Source organism: Thermoanaerobaculum aquaticum (assembly GCF_000687145.1).
GTDB classification, from domain to species: domain Bacteria; phylum Acidobacteriota; class Thermoanaerobaculia; order Thermoanaerobaculales; family Thermoanaerobaculaceae; genus Thermoanaerobaculum; species Thermoanaerobaculum aquaticum.
The window spans coordinates 36,238-54,125 of the sequence record NZ_JMFG01000007.1; the positions used below are offsets into that span (position 1 = coordinate 36,238).

Genomic DNA, 17,888 nt, shown 5'->3' on the forward strand with positions numbered 1-17,888 from the left:
AACAAGCCCTACATTGCCCATCGGGAGCGTTTGGGCATGCGTGGGGCAGGACACCGGCTGTGGTTGCTTTTGGGCTCTTGGCTTGCGGTTTCAGCCGGTTGGGCTCAGTCCAACGGCGAGGTCGGATTTGGCATTGCCTGGCAGCGGGTCACAGGTTCGGAGGACAGCTTTCAAAGCCAGTACCCCTTCGGCTCCGGGCTTTTCCTTTCCCGGCTGAATCTGGATTTGCGCCCGTGGATTCCTGGTTTTTCTCGCTTTCGGTTGGAGGCCCAGGGGTTTGGGGCGGAGCCCGATGGCCGTGGCCGTCTGCAGGTGGCCTGGCACCGGGAATGGCAACTGGAGCTGGACTTCCGCCGCCGGGAGCGGTTTTTCTTTTCCCCAGGCTGGGACTTGGGCACCCGGCGGGAGCAGTGGGCTATGCAACGGTGGCATGGCAAGCTGATCTACGACGGGTTTTCCAGGGCGCAACTGCAGTTGGCGCTGCGTCACGTTCACCGGAGCGGCTCCATCACCGGGCCGTTTTACGGCTTGGGGGAACCTTACGTCGCCACCCGAAGGCTTGGGGACGACCTGGATGAGGCTTCCTTTTCGTTAATCACCAAGGGCCTGCCGGTGAGCTTGCTTTTGGAACAGGGTGTGGCGCAAGTTCGCAACCGTTTTCGCCTGTTTCCAGCCAACCAGGGCTCCCCGGCCGGCGGCCAGGACCCGGACGTGCTCGCGGAGCTGAAAAAGCCCGGTACTTTCAAAACCACATCGCCTACCACCCGCCTTGCGGCAGCCTACAACGACTCCCGCTGGGACATTGGGGTGGAAGCCCTCTACCGGCGCGATCGCTCACACAACGACCTTTCCTACTGGGAGCGCTACCTCCTGGGCGAAGGAAATTGGGGCTCTTTGAGCTTTTTGGAGGAAGGCACGTCCCGCCAGGTGGGAAGCGTGAAGCGGGCGGCGGCCCATGTGGGTTTTGCTCTCGGTCACGGTTTTAACGTGGCGGTGCGCTCCAATCGAGAAGAACGGGATAGCGACACCCGGTTTGTGGGCCAGCGGGTTTTAGTCCTGGACGGCCCAGGTGGGGTCGTTGAAATACCCGTGGATTGGAGGGATTCAGGGGTTTTCGATCTCCGCGATACGAGCCACACGCTGGAAGCCGGCTGGCAGGGAGACAAGCTTGGGATCACCGCGTACCGCCGGATGGGGGAGCGGGAGGTGGATTGGCGCCGCAGCCAGGAAAGCCCGTCGGAACGCTACCAACGGGACGCCCGGGGCTGGGGGCTGGTGGCGCGGTGGAAGGGGATTTGGGGGTTTTCCGGGGAAGCGGGAGGCGAGCGGGGCACGTTCAGCCGGGTAATCTTCCGGGTCGAGCCAGAAACCACGCGGCGAGTGTGGATGAAGCTGCGCTATCAACCGCGTTCTGGCGTGGAGCTGGCCGCCTCGGCCAGTAACGAGCGGGCTGACAACCCCAGTACGGTGGCCAATGCCAACTACAAGGACCAAGAGCTTTCCCTTTCGGCCAGTGTTTTTGCCGATTCCGGTGCGCGCCTATCGTTGCTCTTCACGCAGCTCCGGGTCACCAGCGACGTCCAGTTGGGCCTCGTTCCGTTGCCGGTGCAACCCGGTGTTTCTTCCTACGAGCTGAAGCTCCGCACCGCAGCTCTGCGGGGCTCGTGGCCATTCAGCCAACGCCTGCGCGTGGAAGGGGGCATCACGGTGGTGGAAAACCAACCTGACGGCACCGCTTTTTCCAGCCACAGCGGAGACCTGGAGCTGTGCTGGGAGCACTCGGAGCGTTGGGCCTGGAGCCTGGTGCTGTACTCCTGGGGTTACAACGCCTCGGCCAGCAACCGGGATGACTTTCAGGTCCGGAGGGCAGCGGTGATCACCCGGTGGAGGTTCTAGCCGTGTTTGCGCCTTTCTTGTTTGCGGTTTTGTCGGCAACGGTGGCGGGCAGCAGCTTGCCCCCGGGCTTCGTGGGCCGAACGGTTTGCGCCAGCTGCCATGAGGATGTGGCACAGGCTTTTGCCAACGGTCCCCATGGTCGTGCCATGGCATTGAGCCGGGAAGGGGTTTTGGAGCGGTCCTGCGAGAGCTGCCACGGCCCAGGGGCCCAGCACGCCCAGGACCCATTGGCTGGCCACATCCGCGGCCGGGGGACAGCCGCGGAAACGATGGCAGCCGCCTGTCGGCAATGCCACGCCTGGCCGCCGGTGGGTCAGAACCTCCAGGCGCCGGCCCATGCCCGCGCCGGGGTAAGCTGCCTTTCCTGCCACCAAAGCGGCCATCAAGCGGCCAAGGCCGAGCGCTTGCTGCGCGGCCCCGAAGAGCAACTCTGCGGCTCCTGTCACCCCCGGGAACGGTCCGAGTTTTCTTTGCCCTTCGCCCATCGGGAAGGCCGTTCTCCGCTGCCGTGTAGCAACTGCCACGGAATCCATCAAGAGCTTTTCAGCTCCCTGGGCATTCCCCGGGATCCCCAAAAGCGCTGCGTAAGCTGCCATGGGGAAAAGGGAGGTCCGTTCCTCTACCCCCACCCGGCCGGGGAGGTGGGCGGGTGCGTTCGCTGCCATGAGGCCCACGGCTCGCCCAATCCGCAGCTGTTGGTAAGACCGGAAGCCATGTGGCTCTGTTTGGAGTGCCACGCGCAGGTTCCCCCCTCCCACAACCTCAGCAACGCTTCCTACCGCCAGTGCGTGGCGTGCCATGCGGCAGTTCACGGATCGCACCGCAGTGTGCGCTTGTTCACGGAGTAAGCCATGTACGAAAGCGAGGAGCGGTCGGTGAAGAACGCGTGGCGCTCCCGATACCCACCTTTTGGGTTTGCCAAAGCCCACAAGGACACCAACAACGCTTACGAAAGGAGGTAAGGAAATCATGAACGCACGAACCTTAAAGCTTATGGTGGTGGTCGCCACCCTGGCGTTGGGGACCGCCACCGCCGCGGAGCTGGCCAGCTCTCACCCCCGCCAGTGGCTGCAGCCAGCTAAGGGGGGTGTGGCCACCGCAGCTGTGGTTTCCAAGCTCACCGCGGTGTACGGTCCGCTCACCAGCGATGCCAACTGGTACGTAGGTTCCTACGTGTGCTTGGCCTGCCATCAGGAGTACACGGGTTGGAGGGAAACCAAGCACAACCAAGCCTTGCGCCAGCCTCGCCCCGAGTACTCTTTGATTCCCGGCAAGGGTGTGGTGGCGGATTACGATAAGAACGGCATTGACGACTTCCAGCAAGGCCTGGACTTCAACACCATCAGCTCGGTTTTTGACAAGTACAAGCCCAACGCCCCTAAGCTCAGCTTCGAGTCGGGGAAGTACTACATCACCATTGGCTCCCTGAAGATGCCGGTGGTGTTTACGCAAGGGGGCACGGGGAGCTGGAAGCAGCGGTTTGGCGTGCGGATTCCGGTGTCGGATTTGCCCTCGGGGCTTTCTGCGGAAATCTACATGTCGCCCATTCAGTACAACGAGGCCACGGGTCGCTACGTGCTCTACAACGACAAGAACTGGTATGACCCCACCACCAACCAGCCGAAATGGGCTGCAGGGGTGACCTCGGCGCAGCTGGCCTCCCATGGTGGGACCTACTCCAAGAAGTGCATCGGCTGCCACGCCACCGGCATCCGCGAGCTGGGGCAAACCGCTACCGGTGAGTGGCTTTACCGCGGTTGGATTGCGGCCGTTTACGACCCCGCGGATCCGGGCGTGTTTGATTACGACGGCGATGGCAACGCTGACCTTGTGAACATCGGCTGTGAATCCTGCCATGGCCCGGGCTTGCAGCACGTTCTGGCCGGCGGTGCCCAAAGCAAGATCGTCAACCCTGCCAAGCTCAGCACCCAGGAGGCCAACGAGGTTTGCGGCCAGTGCCATATCCGGGTGGAGTCGGTACCCAATGGAACCCACGAGTGGCCGTACAACGACGCCACGAAGAAGAGCTGGATTCCCGGCAGCGGCGAGCCGCTTTCCAATTATTACAAGGATGCGGGCGGCTACTGGCCCGATGGGCAAAGCTCCAAGCAGCATCACCAGCAGTTTGAGGACCTGTACCGCTCCTCGAAGCCCACATTTCAATTCCACCCGGTGCGCTGCACGGAGTGCCACGATCCTCACGTGAACACGGCCAACAAGAACCAAATCGTGGAGCGCATCGTCAGCGACAACGTGACCATCCCCACGCAAAACGACAACAACACCCTTTGCCTGGCCTGCCACGCCACCCACGGGCCGTTTTCTTCGATTACCAAGGAGCAGGTGGCCGACCTGGAAGCCAACATTGACCACATTGAAAACGTGGTTTCCGCTCACTCCCACCACCCTTACGGCCCGGATCGCAAGATGGGCCTTTCCCGCTGCAGCAAGTGCCACATGCCAACCATTGCGGTGACAGCCGAGGCCTACGACATCCACTCCCACACCTTTGAGGTGATTCCTCCCGAAAAAACCCTGGCCTTCCAGGACAAGGGCGGCATGCCCAACGCCTGCGCGGTGTCCTGCCACGCCACCAAGGTCAACTCTTTTGGCCTGGGCTTGGATCCCTCCCTGGGCACCTGGAACGAGAAATTCGATCGGGACCTGGCCAGCGCGCTCATGAAGTACTACGGACCCAACGGGCTCTGGTGGCAGAAGACACTCTCCGCGGGACAGTGACAAACCTCCTCACCTGAATAGCGGCAGCGTGCAAAGCATCTTCGCCGAGGGCAGGGGGACCTGCCCTCGGTTTTTTGTTTGCTCTGCTTTCCACCGACAAGCGCCCCAGTTCCCGGTCGTTGTTTCCCAAGCCGGGGACCTGTACACTTCCACTTCCATGGAGGGGGAAGGCACGGTCATCGTGGAGCGGTGTGAGACACCTACAGCTGCGGTGGGGCTGTGGGTGCGTTCGGGTTCGGCCCATGAAAGCAAGGAGCTGGCCGGCATCACCCACCTTTTGGAGCACCTGCTTTTACGCCGCTGCGGGGGGCGCACTCCGGAAACCATTGCCGAGCTCATTGACTCACTGGGCGGCGACGTGAACGCCTACACCACCCGGGAAACCTGCGCGGTGGTGGCCCACGTGCCGGCCACCCGGCGGCAGGAAGCGCTGGAGCTGGTGCTGGATGCCATTTTCCACCCCACCTTTACCGAGGAGGACGTGAGGCTGGAGCAAAAGGTGGTGGCGGCGGAGTTCGACCTTTACCGGGATTCCCCGGCCGAAACCGCGGCGGAAAAGGCCCTTTCGGCCTGCTGGGGGGATCACCCCCTGGCGCGACCCATTCTGGGGGACCCGTCGGTGGTGGGCTCCTTGAGCCGCGAGGCGCTTTTTTCCTTTCACCGTGCCCGCTTTGGTCGGAATCGAGCGCTGGTGGTGGCGGTGGGCCCCTGGGAGGAAGCTGAGCTTGAGGAGCTGCTTTCTTCCAAGCCCCAGGCGTTGGATGGAGATTTACCGCTGCCGCCGGCTGTGTGGCAGCCTCGCTTGACCGCCGAGGAGCGGGCCAGCCTGGAGCAGGTGTATGTGCACGTGGTGTTCCCCGGCCTTCCGGAGGATTCCCCAGAGCTGCCGGTTTTGGAGGTGCTGAACCAGGTCCTGGGAGGAGGAGCGGCCAGCCGTTTGTTCCGCACCTTGCGCGACCAGCTGGGCTTGGTTTACGAGGTGGGCAGCTCGCTGTTGGCCGCCCAGGTGGCAGGGGCTCTGGAGGTGAGCTTTTCCGCCCCGGCGGGACGGGGGCAGCAGGCTTGGGATGCCTTGCTTTCGGTGCTGGAGGACGTGGCCAGCGGGCGGCTTTCCGACCGTGAGGTGGAGCTGGCTAAGCAGGCGCTTACGGCTTCCATCGTGCTGGGTGCTTCTTCCCCCGATGCGCTCATGGAGGCGCACGCCGGGGAGTTTTTGAGCCGGGGGCGACGGTTTTCCCAAAAGGAGGTGGAAGCCGAAATCCGCGAGGTCAGCCCCGAGCAGGTGCGGGCGATGGCGGCCCGGGTGCTGGACCTTTCGCTGTTGGCAGGGGCGGTGTGTGGGCCACCCGGACAGGCGGTGGTGCCGCCGGTGCTGGCGCGGAGGGTGGCGTGAGCGTGCAGGTGGAGGTGGCGGTGCTCCCCCACGGCCAGGGCTTGCCCCTGCCCACCTACGCCACCCCCGGGGCTGCGGGGGCCGATGTATGCGCGGCGGTGGAGGGGGAGGTGGTGCTCCCCCCGGGAGGGCGGGTGGCGGTTCCTACGGGCCTGGTGGTGGCGGTACCGGAGGGCTACGAAATGCAGGTGCGACCGCGCTCGGGTCTCGCTTTGCAGCACGGGATCACCGTGGCCAACGCGCCAGGCACCATTGACAGCGACTTCCGCGGCGAGCTCAAGGTGATCCTGGTGAACCTGGGTGACAGGCCCTTTGTGGTGCGGCGGGGTGACCGCATCGCCCAGCTGGTGGTGGCTCCGGTGGTGCGTGCCCAGTTCAGAAAAGCCGAAGGGCTTTCCACGACCGCTCGCGGTGAGGGCGGCTTTGGTTCCACGGGGGTTTGATGCGGGTCCACGTGCTTGCTTCCGGCTCCTCGGGAAACGCCCTGGTGGTGGAAGGCAAGCAAGGGGCGGTGCTTTTTGATTGCGGTTTGGGCCCGCGGGTGCTGGCGGCTCGCCTGCGCGCGGTGGGGGTGGATCCCCAGTCCATTGTGGCCCTGGTGCTTTCCCACGAGCACACCGACCACGTGAAGGGGTTGCCGCACTTTCAGAAGCGCTTTTCGGTGCCGATTTGGGCCACCCCCGGCACCTGGGAGGCCTTGGGAGGGGTGGACTCCTGCGGGGAGCTTTTGACCTTGGGCAAACCGGCAGCGGTAGCTGACCTTTCGGTGCTGCCCCTGCCCGCGTCCCACGACGCGGTGGAGCCGGCGGGGTTTGTGGTGGAGGCTTGCGGCCTGCGCCTGGGGCTTTTAACCGACACCGGGGTGGTCACCGAGCTGCTTTTGGAGCGCCTTTCCGGTTGCCACGCGCTCTTCCTGGAGGCCAACCACGATTTGGATATGCTGCGTTTTGGGCCCTACCCCCCGGTTTTGAAGCAGCGCATTGCCTCCCGCCACGGGCACCTTTCCAACGTGCAAGCCCGGGATGCCCTGGAGAGGTTGGTGCACCCCGCCCTTCGGCAGGTGGTGGCTATGCACCTGTCCCGGGAGAACAACCGCCCGGTTTTGGTGGAGCAGGAGCTGGGGCGGGTGCTGCGGGGGGGGCCGGCAAAGCTCTGTGTGGCCTCCCAAGACGAGCCGCTGACGGTTCACCTGGAGGAGGGAAGGTCATGAAGGTGGAAGTGCGGGTGCAGCTCAAAGCGGGGGTGCTGGACCCCCAGGGGGAGGCCATCCGGCGGGTGCTGGGGCGGTTGGGGTACGCCGAGGTGAGCTCGGTGCGGGTAGGGAAGCTCATCCTCCTGGAGGTGGAGGGCGAAGACCAGGAGCGGGTGCACGCCCGCGTAGAAGAGGCGTGCCGGGAGCTTTTGGCCAACCCCATCATTGAGGACTTCGAGGTGCGGCTGTTATGAGCTGGCGGCGGCCCAAAATTGGGGTGGTGCGCTTCCCCGGCTCCAACCGGGATGCCGATGCCCTGCGGGCGGTGGAGCTGTGCGGGGGAGAGGCGGTGCCCATTTGGCACGAAAGCGAAGACCTCCTGGGGGTCACCGGCGTGCTCATCCCTGGGGGTTTTTCCTACGGTGACTACCTGCGGGCGGGTGCCATGGCCGCCCATTCCCCGGTGATGCGGGCGGTGCGCAGGCATGCGGAAGCGGGGGGACCGGTTTTGGGGATCTGCAACGGCTTTCAGATCCTGCTGGAAGCGGGGCTGTTGCCGGGGGCCATGCTCCCCAACCGCAGCTTGCGCTTTATCCACAGGGAGGTTTACCTGCGGGTGGAGCGCGACGACACCCCGCTTCTTGCCAAGCTGCGCCGCGGGCAGGTGGTGCGCCTCCCCATTGCCCACAAAGAGGGAAACTGGTTTGCCTCGGGAGAAGAGCTTTCGGCCATTGAAGCCAAAGGTCTGGTGGCGCTGCGCTACTGCTCGCCCAACGGTGAGGTGGACGAGGCCCACAACCCCAACGGTGCTTTACATGCGGTGGCGGGGCTGACCAACCCCGAGGGCAACGTCCTGGGCATGATGCCCCACCCGGAGTGCCGGGTGGACCCGCTGGTGGCCGAGCCCTTTGGCAGGCCGTTCATTGCCGCGCTGGTGGAGGCCTCATGAAGCGCTGGAACGATGAGGCGGAGCTGGCCGATGCGCTGGAGCACGGGCTCACCGCCGAGGAGTGGGAGCGCATCCTGGCGGCACTGGGGCGAACCCCCAACCTCACGGAGCTGGGGATCTTTGCCGCCCTTTGGTCCGAACACTGCTCGTACAAGTCCTCGCGGGTGCATTTGAAGCATTTCCCCACCTCCGGTCCCCGGGTGGTGCAGGGCCCTGGAGAAAACGCCGGAGCGGTGGACATTGGCGACGGCTGGGTGGCGGTTTTCAAAATGGAGTCCCACAACCACCCTTCGTTCATCGAGCCGTACCAGGGGGCGGCCACCGGCGTGGGCGGCATCCTGCGGGACGTGTTCACCATGGGGGCGCGGCCGGTGATGCTTTTGGATTCTTTGCGCTTTGGCGATCTTTCGGCGCCGCGCATGCGCTACCTGGTGGACGGGGTGGTGCGGGGCATTGGCGATTACGGCAACTGCGTGGGGGTTCCCACCCTGGGCGGGGAGGTGGATTTCCACCCGGCCTACAACGGCAACATCCTGGTGAACGCCATGTGCGTGGGGGCGGCCCGCAAGGACAAGCTCTTCTTTGCCCGCGCCCAGGGGGTGGGGAACCGGGTGATTTACCTGGGCTCCAAAACCGGCCGGGACGGCATTCACGGCGCCACCATGGCCTCGGACAGCTTCGATGAAACCGCTGAGCAGAAGCGGCCCACCGTGCAGGTGGGGGATCCGTTTACCGAAAAGCTGCTCATCGAAGCGTGCCTGGAGCTCATGGACAAGGGGCTGGTGGTGGCCATTCAAGACATGGGGGCGGCGGGCTTGACCTCCTCGGCCTTTGAAATGGCAGCCCGGGGCCGGTGCGGTCTGGAGCTGGACCTTTCCCGGGTGCCGGTGCGGGAAGAGGGCATGACCCCGTACGAGCTCATGCTTTCGGAATCTCAGGAGCGCATGCTTTTGGTGGCGCGTCCCCAGGACGTGCAGGAGATCTTTGCCATTTGCCATCGCTGGGGCCTGGACGCCTGCGACATAGGTGAGGTGGTGGCGGGGAACGAGGTGACGGCCTTCTGGCAGGGGGAGGTGGCGTTTCGCTTACCGGTGCTCCCCGCCGTGGACGACGCCCCCCGCTACGATCGCCCCTACCAGTTGCCACAGCCTTCCTCGGCGGTGACCCTGCCCAGCTTCTCCGGCCGGGACTTCGGCCAGGACCTGCGGCGGCTTCTGGCCTCCCCGCACCTGGGGAGCAAGCGGGCGGTGTACCAGCAGTACGACCAAACGGTGGGGGCAGCCACCTTAGCCGGGCCAGGTGGGGAAGCGGCGCTGGTGCTGGTCCCCGGCACCCGCATTGGTCTTGCCGCCACCACCGACTGCAACGCTTACGCTTGCTCCCTGGACCCTTACACCGGCGCTGCACAGGCGGTGGTGGAGGCCATGCGTAACCTTGCGTGCGTGGGGGCGGAGCCGGTGGGTGTCACCGACTGCCTCAACTTTGGCTCCCCGGAAACCCCCCAGGTCATGGGCCAGTTTGTGGCAGCGGTGCGGGGTTTGGCCGATGCCTGCCGGGCCCTGGGGGTGCCGGTGGTTTCGGGGAACGTCTCCTTTTACAACGAAACCTCCGGCCAGGCCATCCTCCCCACGCCCACCGTGGGCATGGTGGGGGTTGTGCCTTGCGTCCTCCACCGCCCGTCTTTTGCCCTGGCGGAAGGCGATGTGGTTGCGCTTTTGGGTCCGGTGGCGGGGGACCTTTCCGCCTCCCGCTACCTACAGCTTGTGTGGGACATGGCCGCAGGGGTGGTTCCCGCTCCCGAGTACCCTGCCGAAAAGGCCGCTGCCGAGCTGGTGCGGTCGCTGGTGCGCCTGGGGCTGGTGAAGGCGCGGGATATCTCCGACGGGGGCCTGGCGGTGATCCTCGCGGAAATGTGCGGCGAGGTGGGTGCACGGGTGGTGATCCCCGAAGGTGTTTCGCCAGCGAGCTTCCTGTTTGGGGAGTGGGGGCCCCGCTACCTCTTGGCCTTCCCCGAGAGCTTCCAGCCAGCGGTGGAGGCGGCCGCTTCAGGGGTACCGTTGACGCTTTTGGGGCGAGCCGGAGGGGACGCGCTGGTGGTCGTGCACGGGGAAGAAGAGCTGCTTTCCCTCCCGCTGGCGGAAATGGCCGAGCTGCGGGAGCAGGGCCTGCGCTTTTTGGAAGAACAATGAGGCCAGCCGAGGACCGGTTCCACGAGGAGTGCGGGGTTTGCGCGGTGGTCGGGCACCCCGACGCCGCCAACCTGGTGTACCTGGGGCTTTACGCGCTGCAGCACCGGGGGCAGGAGTCGGCGGGCATTGCCACCTGGGACGGCCACAGGGTGCACTCCCACCGCGCCATGGGCTACGTGGCCGACATTTTTGATCGCAAAACCCTGGACCGGCTGCCGGGGGAGGTGGCCATCGGCCACGTGCGCTACTCCACCGCCGGGGACTCGGCGCTCACCAACGCCCAGCCTCTGGTGGTGAACACCCAGCACGGCCCTTTGGCCGTAGCTCATAACGGCAACCTGGTCAACGCCTTGAGCTTACGGCACGCCCTGGAGGGGGAAGGGGCTATTTTCCAGTCCACCTCCGACACCGAGGTCATCCTGCATTTGGCCGCCCGCTTTCGGGCGGACTCGGTGGAAGAAGCGCTGCTGGCAGCTCTGGCGGCGGTGAAGGGGGCGTACTCCCTGGTGGTTTTGGCCCGGGAGCGGGTTTTGGCCGCTCGCGATCCCCTGGGGTTTCGCCCGTTGCTTTTGGGGCGGTTGGGGGAAGCCTGGGTGGTGGCCTCGGAAAGCTGCGCCTTTGATTTGCTGGGGGCAGAGCTGGTGCGGGAGGTGGCCCCTGGTGAGGTGTTGCGGCTGGACCGGGCGGGGGTTCGCCAAATCCGGCCGGCGGCTTCCCCGCCTTACGCCCACTGCGTTTTCGAGCACGTGTACTTTGCCCGCCCCGATTCCCGGGTGTTTGGTGAGGATGTGGGGATCGTGCGCCAGCGGCTGGGGGAGAGGCTGGCCTTGGAGCAGCCGGCGGACGCCGATGTGGTGGTAGGGGTGCCGGATTCGGGGATCCCTGCGGCCCTGGGGTACTCCCGTTTTTCCGGTTTGCCGTTCGTTTTGGGCCTGGTGCGCAACCACTACGTGGGCCGCACCTTCATCGAGCCCAAGCAAAGCATCCGCCACTTTGGCGTCAAGGTAAAGCTCAACCCGGTGCGCGCCCTGGTTTCGGGGAAGCGGGTGGTGCTGGTGGACGATTCCATCGTGCGCGGCACCACCTCCCGCAAGATCGTGACCATGCTCAAGCAAGCGGGGGCCCGGGAGGTGCACTTGCGGATTTCCTCGCCGCCCACCATTGGCCCTTGCTTTTACGGCATTGACACCCCCGAACGGCGGGAGCTCATCGCCTCTTCGGCCACCGTGGAGGTAATACGCCAGTTCGTGGGGGCTGATTCCCTGGGGTACCTTTCCGAAGCGGGGATGCTGGCGTGCCTGGAGACACCCGCTGAGAACTTCTGCACCGCGTGCTTTTCCGGCCGCTACCCGCTCTTGGAAACCGAGTCCGAAACCCTGGCCAAGACCCAGCGTTAGGCCCGGTCTGGCCACATTGGGTTGGAGGGCTGGGCCCAGGCCCTGGCCGTCTTTAAGGCTAGAGGTCGCTTCGAACCCCATGCTTTTTTGCCCAACAACTTGATGGTTGTGCGGTTTGTTGACAAGAATTATCAGTTTTATGTCTCACGATAGTGTTGACAAGCGCATGACCACAGAATTACATTTGTCTGCGGTCCTGGGCTCTTCGTCACTAGCCCGGGATCAGAAAGGGGGGTTCAATGGTAAAGCGGGTTGTTCCACTGTTGCTGGTAGCCTTCCTCGCTTGGCCGCTGTGGGGCCAGGCGCAAAACCCCGTCACCGTGGCTTTTGAGGTCACGGGAACACCGGGGTTTGGGGCAGCGGTCTCGGTGAAGGCTACGGTTACCATCAACGACGGCTCCAGCCTCCAGGGACTGGCGTGGAGCCAGACGGGCGGTGTGCAGGTGACGCTTGCCGGTGCCAACACGGACACGGTGAGCTTTACGGTGCCTGGCCGGGCTGAGTTCCGCCAGCACCTCATTGAGGTTCTGAAGGAGCCAGCCCTCACCGCTGCGCAGCTGCCGCCCAACGTGCCGGTTCCGGAGGAACACTTCCCCGGCGGGTTGCAGGACCGCTTCCAGGTCGTGGCGGTGAACCCGCACGCCCTGGCGGATGCTGGCGCCATCGTGCTCAAGCTCACCGTGACCACCACCTCCGGGACCTATTCGTTCACCAAGTCGGCGGCGGTGCCCCTGCCTTGGAAGTGGACCACGGGGATCCGCAACGTGCCGGTGGGCCTGCCGGTTCTCCTCTACGCGCCGGAGCAGGCCACCTACGACTGGAACCTGGTGTTAAAGCCCGTAGGGTCCAACGCGTCCCTTACCGACCCCACAGCCCAAACCACCGAGTTCATCCCCGATGTGCCCGGCACCTACAGGGTGACGATTACCGATTTGGCGGGCAACAAGGTGCGGACCCTGGAGATCATTGCCGGCCTGTGGCGGGGTGTGATTACCGGGCAGGACGCCAACGAGCGGCCCATCCCGGACACCGCCTGCACCGGGTGCCACATTTCCGGAACGCCTCTGGGTCAGTTTGCCCAGTGGAAGGAATCCGGGCACGCGGAAATCTTCACCAGCAACGTGAAGACCAACGACCACTACGGGGTCAACTGCTTGTCCTGCCATACCGTGGGTTACGACACTTCGGTGAACAACGGCGGCATTGACGATGCCGACAAGTGGCAGGATTTCCTCAACTCCGGTCTTTTGACCCACACCGGTCCCAACAACTGGACGCAAATCCTGGCGCAATTCCCGGAGGTGGCGAAGCGCGCCAACATTCAATGCGAGAACTGCCACGGCCCGCAAAACAGCGAGGCCCATGCCCGGGGTGGTTCCTACCGCACCAGCCTGTCCTCGGATGTGTGCGCCTACTGTCACGGTGAACCGCCCCGCCACGGTCGCTTCCAGCAGTGGCAGCTTTCCGGCCACGCCAACTACGAGCTGGCCGGTGAAGAGGGCATGAGCGGTTCCTGCGCCCCCTGCCATACCGGCAATGGCTTCTTGGCTTGGGCGAAGAACAACTTCCAGGGTTCCTCGGTGCAGGTAACCTGGACCGCGGAAGAGGTTCACCCCCAAACCTGCCAAACCTGCCACGACCCGCACGACGTGGGCACCACTTCCGGCGGGCCAACCACTAACGCCAAGGTGCGGGTCATGGGTGAAACCCCAACGCTGGTCGCCGGCTTCAAGGTGACCAACGCCGGCTCTGGTGCTCTCTGCATGGTGTGCCACAACGGCCGCCGGGGCTTGCGTGACGATGCCCACTACAACCTAGCTGACGTTGCCCGGGCACCTCACCAGGGTCCCCAAACCGACATCCTGGTGGGTCGCAACATGTACTTCGTGGAAGTGGGGACCCCCGGCTACCACTCAATGTTGCCGGACACCTGCGTGGATTGCCACATGGAAAAGACTCCGCCGCCCGACATCATTTCCTACAACCGCGGCGGCACCAACCACACCTTCTACGCCTCCAAGACCATCTGCTCCAACTGCCATACTGCGGTGACTGCCGAAGCCGTGCAATCCAAGGTGGCCGCCAAGATGGAAGAACTCAGGGCTGCGGTGGAAGGGAAGCTGCTGGAGGCCATGGCTGCTCAGCTCTCCTTGGGCAAGAAGATCGACATTGGCGGCCTCGCCACCATCAACAGCATTGGCCAGATCAAGCACCTGGAGCTCACCGAGAGCCACGGCCGTCAAGCCATTCAGGTGACGCTTGCCGACAACACCGTCCTCGACGTGGTCACGCTGAACAGCGTGAAGGTGGTGCCCCCCACCGGTTCTGCCGTGGAGATCCTGCGGGTGGCCGACCCGGCGGTGGCCAAGGCCGGCTGGAACTACTTCATGGTGGAGCTGGACCGCAGCCACGGCGTCCACAACCCCTCCTTTGTCATGCGGGCACTGGACCTCTCGTTGCTGGCTCTGAAGACGCTCCCGCCCGGTGCGGGTTCCTTGCCCTCGGGAGCGCAGGGCGGTGGACCCGGCAACGGGGCCGGTGCGGTGAGCTGCACCACGCCGTTCGTGTACTGGGTTGAAGTGGCGGCCCATGCCGCCGGCGAGGCCGGAAGCCAGTGGCGGACCGACCTGGTGGCCCGCAACCTCTCCTCCAACGATGCTTCCGTCAAGTTCTACCTCTACACCGACGAAAACAAGCACGAAGCCACCGCTACCGTTCCTGCCGCCTCACAGAAGGTGTTCGAAGACGTGGTGGCGCTCATGAACATTCAAGGGAAGGGTTCCCTGGAGGTTTGCTCGGATCGTCCGTTGTTCGTGGTGAGCCGCACCTACACCGATACCGGCGAAGGGACCTTCGGCCAGTTCCTGGATGGCCACATTGGCGATTACGGCCTCGGCGCGGGCATGACCGCGGAGCTCATCGGTCTGCGCCAGGAAGAGGGCAAGTTCAGGAGCAACTTGCAGTTCACCAACGGTGGCACGACCCCAGCGGAAATTGAGGTCACGCTTTACAACAACAGCGGCCAGGCGCTTACCACCTACACCGTTACGGTTCCCGCAGGCAAGGTTGTGCAGGACCTCCAGCCCTTCAAGAACCGCGCCAACCAACCCAACCTGGGTTGGGGCTTTGCCGGTGTGACGGTCAAGCAGGGCAGCAACGTTCGCGTGAGCGGCTCGGTGGTGGACAGCCGCACCAACGATCCCACCACCATCCCGCCCAAGCGGTAGAGGCTCAGAAAGCCAGACACCAGCGGCGGCCTTTTGGCCGCCGCTTTTTTCTTCGCGTTGAGCACAAACCGGCGCTTACTTACAGGGATTGCCTCCCGGAGGTTCGGGGCAAACCTGGTACTCGCTCCAGTCCACTTGAGCCGGGACAAACCGCCCGCGTGGCAATGGCAAGCGAGCGCTGCTGGCCCTGTTTCTCGGGCCATCAAGAGACTTCGGGTATCATCCCCGCCATGGAGAACGGCCTCACGTACAAGAACGCCGGCGTGGACATTGACGCGCAGGATCAGGCGCTGGCCCGCATCAAGGAGCTGGCCCGGGCCACGTTCACGCCGGGTGTGCTTTCGGAAATCGGCAGCTTCGGCGGGCTTTTTACCCTGCAGCCGGAAAACCCCGAGGCCCCGGTGTTGGTGGCTTCCGCCGACGGTGTAGGCACCAAGCTCAAGGTGGCGCAAATGGCGGGAAAACACCACACCGTGGGGGAAGACCTGGTGAACCACTGCGTCAACGACATCCTGGTGCAGGGGGCGCGGCCCCTGTTTTTCCTGGACTACCTCGCTACCGGCAAGCTCCAGCCGCACGTGGTGGTGGAGCTGGTCTCCGGCATGGCCCGGGCCTGTCAGGTCCATGGGTGTGCTTTGCTGGGCGGGGAAACCGCAGAAATGCCGGGGTTTTATGGGCCCGGCGAGTACGACCTGGCGGGGTTCATCGTGGGTTTGGCTTTTCGGGACCGGCTTTTGGATCGGAACCGGGTGGCCGCAGGGGACAGCCTGGTGGCGCTCCCTTCTTCCGGGCTGCACACCAACGGCTACTCCCTGGCTCGCAAGGTGTTTTTTGAGACGCTCAAGCTTACGGTGGACAGCTACGTCCCGGAGCTTGCCTGCACGGTGGGCGAGGAGCTCCTGAGGGTGCACCGGTCTTACTTTGCTGCGGTGTGGCCGCTGGTGGAGGCAGGGCTTGTTAAATCGGCAGCGCATATCACCGGCGGTGGTATTCCCGATAACCTGCCCCGGGCTTTGCCCCCGCATTTGGGAGCGGAAATTGACCTTAAAAGCTTCGACGAGCCGGCGGTTTTCCGGCTCATCCGCCAGGCGGGGAAGGTGCCCGAGGAGGACATGCGCCGCACCTTCAACCTGGGCGTGGGCATGATCCTGGTGGTGGGCGAACAGCATGTGGGACAGGTGCTTTCCCGCCTGGTCCTGCACGGTCCCGGGTGGATCATTGGGAGGGTGGTGGAAGGCGCCGGTGTGCGTTTCGTGGGGGAGCGCGTTGGCTAAGGCCCGGGTTGGCGTTTTGCTTTCCGGTCGTGGTTCCAACTTCCTGGCCCTGGCGGAAGCCTGCCGGCGGGGGGAAGTGCCGGCGGAAATCGTGCTGGTGGTTTCCAACCGACCGGAAGCCCCGGGGCTTGCCAAAGCGCAGGAGCTGGGCGTTCCGACCGTGGCCATTCCCAGCAAGGGGCTTGCCCGGGAAGAACACGAAAAGCACTTGCTTGCCGCCCTGCACCAGGCGCAGGTGGATTGGGTTTGTTTGGCGGGTTACATGCGCTTGCTTTCCCCGCAATTTGTGGCGGCTTTTCCCAACCGCATCCTCAACATTCACCCGGCGTTGCTGCCGGCCTTTCCCGGCCTGGACGCCCAGCGGCAAGCCTGGGAGTATGGGGTCAAGGTTTCAGGTTGCACCGTGCACCTGGTGGATGCCGGCTGCGACAGTGGCCCCATCGTGGTGCAGCGGGTGGTGGAAGTGCGGGACGACGACACCCCGGAAACCCTGGCTGCCCGCATCCTGGAGCAGGAGCACATCGCTTACCCCCAGGCCCTGCGGCTGCTCCTCACCCGCCGGTGGCACATCGAAGGCCGCCGGGTGGTGTTTGCCCGGGAGGCTTGAGGTTTTCCGCTAAAGCGTGTTCAATGGCAGCGATGGAGGCGGCGTACTGGCAATTGGTGGCGATCCTCCCGGTCCGGAAGTGCGCCTTCTCACCAACGAATGCCAGAAGGTCACAGGCCAAAAGCTTCAGGTTCTTCTCGCCGAACGGCGGATGGAGCCTTTGGAGGTTTTAGAGGGCATGTTGGCCTGGTTGCGGTCACACCCCGAAATGGTGGTGCGGGACCTTTAGAAACCACACAAGACATCTCCCTTTTTGTGGTGAGTTGGTGCTCGGGTGGACTGCCTTTTCGCAAGCACCCAAGGTGGGCCACCTACGGGAGAGCCACATCCACACCTGGAGCACGACCAGCCTCACCCCAACGTTCCGAAAAGCTGTGGGGTCTGAGCTGCCAAACAAGCGCATCAACGGCGGCAAGATCTCCAGGAGCTTGCATTTAGAAAGGCTTTCTTCACCAGCTGGAGGAGGCACCACCCCCACCAAAGGAGCCACCACCACCGGAAAAGCCGCCGCTCCAAAAGGCCCCCCGGCCTCGGGGTGATGCCGAGCCAAACATGGCCAGCGCTGGATAGCGACGCCGAAACCGCCGTCCCCAGGAGCTGTGACCCACGAGCACCTTGACGATGGGCACTCCCAAAAGCCAAAGCACACCCACGACGATGCCAGCATGGGGCTGAACCACCGTGGTAAGGGCGGTCCAAAACGGCAGCAGCACAAACCAGGTGTACCAGCTGTGAAAGCCCTGGGCAAAGAGCGCTCGGAGGGTAAAGGGCGTGAGGGCTGCGGCACCAATGAGAAAGATGAAAACCCTGAAGTACCAGGGAGCGTTCTGAGCAGAGCGTTTTTTTGGCACCACCTGGTTCACCTGCTTTTCCCCGGAAATTAGGGCGGCCACGGCAGCTACAGCTTCTTCCACACCGGCATCGAATCGGCCGGCGCGAAAGTGGGGCCGCACCAGGTTGTCCAGGATTCGCCGGCAGGTGGCGTCGGTGAGTACGGACTCCAGGCCGTAACCCACCTCCAGCCG

15 protein-coding genes are annotated in these 17,888 nt (G+C 64.3%); 14 read left to right on the plus strand and 1 reads right to left on the minus strand.

Features of this window, described 5'->3' with window-relative positions; all coding sequences use genetic code 11:
- Positions 1-36: 36 nt before the first annotated feature.
- The 14 genes from EG19_RS03130 to EG19_RS03195 all read left to right on the plus strand — a co-directional run bounded on the left by EG19_RS03130 (position 37) and on the right by EG19_RS03195 (position 17,092).
- Positions 37-1,896, plus strand: coding sequence for a hypothetical protein (locus tag EG19_RS03130; protein WP_038047417.1), 1,860 nt, complete (start codon positions 37-39; stop codon positions 1,894-1,896).
- A 2-nt stretch (positions 1,897-1,898) separates the two neighbouring features.
- Positions 1,899-2,744 (plus strand): cytochrome c3 family protein, encoded by an 846-nt coding sequence (locus EG19_RS03135; RefSeq protein ID WP_038047420.1) that lies wholly within the window; start codon positions 1,899-1,901, stop codon positions 2,742-2,744.
- 121 nt (positions 2,745-2,865) lie between these two features.
- Positions 2,866-4,635, plus strand: a complete 1,770-nt coding sequence (locus tag EG19_RS03140) for an ammonia-forming cytochrome c nitrite reductase subunit c552 (RefSeq protein WP_038047422.1) — start codon at positions 2,866-2,868, stop codon at positions 4,633-4,635.
- A 157-nt stretch (positions 4,636-4,792) separates the two neighbouring features.
- Positions 4,793-6,028 carry a M16 family metallopeptidase gene (locus tag EG19_RS03145; protein WP_152543886.1) on the plus strand — a complete coding sequence of 412 codons (1,236 nt, stop codon included), beginning with the start codon at positions 4,793-4,795 and terminating at the stop codon, positions 6,026-6,028.
- Positions 6,025-6,471 carry a dUTP diphosphatase gene (dut, locus tag EG19_RS03150; protein ID WP_038047433.1) on the plus strand — a complete coding sequence of 149 codons (447 nt, stop codon included), beginning with the start codon at positions 6,025-6,027 and terminating at the stop codon, positions 6,469-6,471. Before EG19_RS03145 ends, dut begins: the two co-directional genes overlap by 4 nt.
- A complete protein-coding gene (locus tag EG19_RS03155) occupies positions 6,471-7,238 on the plus strand; it encodes an MBL fold metallo-hydrolase (protein WP_038047438.1) in 768 nt (255 codons plus the stop codon). The genes dut and EG19_RS03155 overlap by 1 nt, the downstream gene beginning before the upstream one ends.
- A complete protein-coding gene (gene purS / locus EG19_RS03160) occupies positions 7,235-7,474 on the plus strand; it encodes a phosphoribosylformylglycinamidine synthase subunit PurS (protein ID WP_038047441.1) in 240 nt (79 codons plus the stop codon). The genes EG19_RS03155 and purS overlap by 4 nt, the downstream gene beginning before the upstream one ends.
- The gene (gene purQ / locus EG19_RS03165; protein WP_038047442.1) at positions 7,471-8,169 is read left to right on the plus strand and encodes a phosphoribosylformylglycinamidine synthase subunit PurQ; all 699 of its coding nucleotides are present in this window, start codon (positions 7,471-7,473) and stop codon (positions 8,167-8,169) included. Before purS ends, purQ begins: the two co-directional genes overlap by 4 nt.
- Positions 8,166-10,358, plus strand: a complete 2,193-nt coding sequence (purL, locus tag EG19_RS03170; RefSeq protein ID WP_038047443.1) for a phosphoribosylformylglycinamidine synthase subunit PurL — start codon at positions 8,166-8,168, stop codon at positions 10,356-10,358. Before purQ ends, purL begins: the two co-directional genes overlap by 4 nt.
- The gene (gene purF / locus EG19_RS03175) at positions 10,355-11,755 is read left to right on the plus strand and encodes an amidophosphoribosyltransferase (RefSeq protein WP_038047444.1); all 1,401 of its coding nucleotides are present in this window, start codon (positions 10,355-10,357) and stop codon (positions 11,753-11,755) included. Before purL ends, purF begins: the two co-directional genes overlap by 4 nt.
- A gap of 239 nt (positions 11,756-11,994) precedes the next feature.
- On the plus strand, positions 11,995-14,982 hold the full coding sequence (locus EG19_RS03180) for a hypothetical protein (protein ID WP_038047446.1): 2,988 nt from the start codon (positions 11,995-11,997) through the stop codon (positions 14,980-14,982).
- A gap of 230 nt (positions 14,983-15,212) precedes the next feature.
- Entirely contained in the window at positions 15,213-16,256 is a 1,044-nt protein-coding gene (purM, locus tag EG19_RS03185) for a phosphoribosylformylglycinamidine cyclo-ligase (RefSeq protein ID WP_038047448.1), read from the plus strand.
- On the plus strand, positions 16,225-16,863 hold the full coding sequence (gene purN / locus EG19_RS03190) for a phosphoribosylglycinamide formyltransferase (protein WP_200867105.1): 639 nt from the start codon (positions 16,225-16,227) through the stop codon (positions 16,861-16,863). The genes purM and purN overlap by 32 nt, the downstream gene beginning before the upstream one ends.
- A 16-nt stretch (positions 16,864-16,879) precedes the next feature.
- On the plus strand, positions 16,880-17,092 hold the full coding sequence (locus EG19_RS03195) for a hypothetical protein (protein ID WP_038047450.1): 213 nt from the start codon (positions 16,880-16,882) through the stop codon (positions 17,090-17,092).
- A 220-nt stretch (positions 17,093-17,312) separates the two neighbouring features.
- On the opposite strand, the gene EG19_RS03200 is transcribed toward EG19_RS03195, so the two are convergent.
- Positions 17,313-17,888 (minus strand): TPM domain-containing protein (locus EG19_RS03200; RefSeq protein WP_038047451.1); only part of this gene is annotated, 576 nt, incomplete at its 5' end.

What these genes read in the sequence shown, in the direction of transcription:
- purM (WP_038047448.1), top strand. Translation starts at nt 15,213, where the DNA reads ATGGAGAACGGCCTCACGTACAAGAACGCCGGCGTGGACATTGACGCG.
- purF (WP_038047444.1), top strand. Translation starts at nt 10,355, where the DNA reads ATGAGGCCAGCCGAGGACCGGTTCCACGAGGAGTGCGGGGTTTGCGCG.
- EG19_RS03130 (WP_038047417.1), top strand. Translation starts at nt 37, where the DNA reads ATGCGTGGGGCAGGACACCGGCTGTGGTTGCTTTTGGGCTCTTGGCTT.
- EG19_RS03180 (WP_038047446.1), top strand. Translation starts at nt 11,995, where the DNA reads ATGGTAAAGCGGGTTGTTCCACTGTTGCTGGTAGCCTTCCTCGCTTGG.
- EG19_RS03145 (WP_152543886.1), top strand. Translation starts at nt 4,793, where the DNA reads ATGGAGGGGGAAGGCACGGTCATCGTGGAGCGGTGTGAGACACCTACA.
- purQ (WP_038047442.1), top strand. Translation starts at nt 7,471, where the DNA reads ATGAGCTGGCGGCGGCCCAAAATTGGGGTGGTGCGCTTCCCCGGCTCC.
- EG19_RS03140 (WP_038047422.1), top strand. Translation starts at nt 2,866, where the DNA reads ATGAACGCACGAACCTTAAAGCTTATGGTGGTGGTCGCCACCCTGGCG.
- purL (WP_038047443.1), top strand. Translation starts at nt 8,166, where the DNA reads ATGAAGCGCTGGAACGATGAGGCGGAGCTGGCCGATGCGCTGGAGCAC.
- purS (WP_038047441.1), top strand. Translation starts at nt 7,235, where the DNA reads ATGAAGGTGGAAGTGCGGGTGCAGCTCAAAGCGGGGGTGCTGGACCCC.
- EG19_RS03155 (WP_038047438.1), top strand. Translation starts at nt 6,471, where the DNA reads ATGCGGGTCCACGTGCTTGCTTCCGGCTCCTCGGGAAACGCCCTGGTG.